Origin of the sequence: Corallococcus praedator (assembly GCF_003612125.1) — a bacterium.
GTDB classification, from domain to species: domain Bacteria; phylum Myxococcota; class Myxococcia; order Myxococcales; family Myxococcaceae; genus Corallococcus; species Corallococcus praedator.
Window position 1 is genome coordinate 1 of record NZ_RAWI01001109.1, and the last position, 433, is coordinate 433.

Genomic DNA, 433 nt, shown 5'->3' on the forward strand with positions numbered 1-433 from the left:
TTCGACACCGGCATCGAGCATCAGCCGGTCGCCCCGGCCGCCCGCGGCACCTATCCGGTCGCCGGCCGATCCGTCGTGCTGCTGCGCGCGGATGAGCGAACGCGCTCCACAGTCCGGTAAGATCGTCCTGTCACATTCCGGTCTGCCCACGCCGAGGTTCCGGCGCGTCGGGCACGGCACCGGTCATCGCACGCCCTGGTAGGGACGCCTCGCTGAGGTGTCCGTCACCGCAACCCGGCGTGCGATTTGCTTTCAGAACGACATGGAAGAGTTCACGCGCCCGGCGCAGCCCGACTGGTACAAGGACGCCGTCATCTATCAGGTGCACGTCCGCACCTTCTTCGACGGCAACGACGATGGCATCGGCGACTTCGCCGGGCTGGTCCGCAAGCTGGACTACCTGCAGGCGCTCGGCATCGACACGATCTGGATC

Annotated in this window: 1 protein-coding gene; it reads left to right on the forward strand. The window is 67.0% G+C overall.

Annotated elements, in window-relative coordinates; all coding sequences use genetic code 11:
* Positions 1-262: 262 nt before the first annotated feature.
* A partial coding sequence (locus D7Y13_RS43265; protein WP_147452728.1) for an alpha-amylase family glycosyl hydrolase occupies positions 263-433 on the forward strand: 171 nt, incomplete at its 3' end.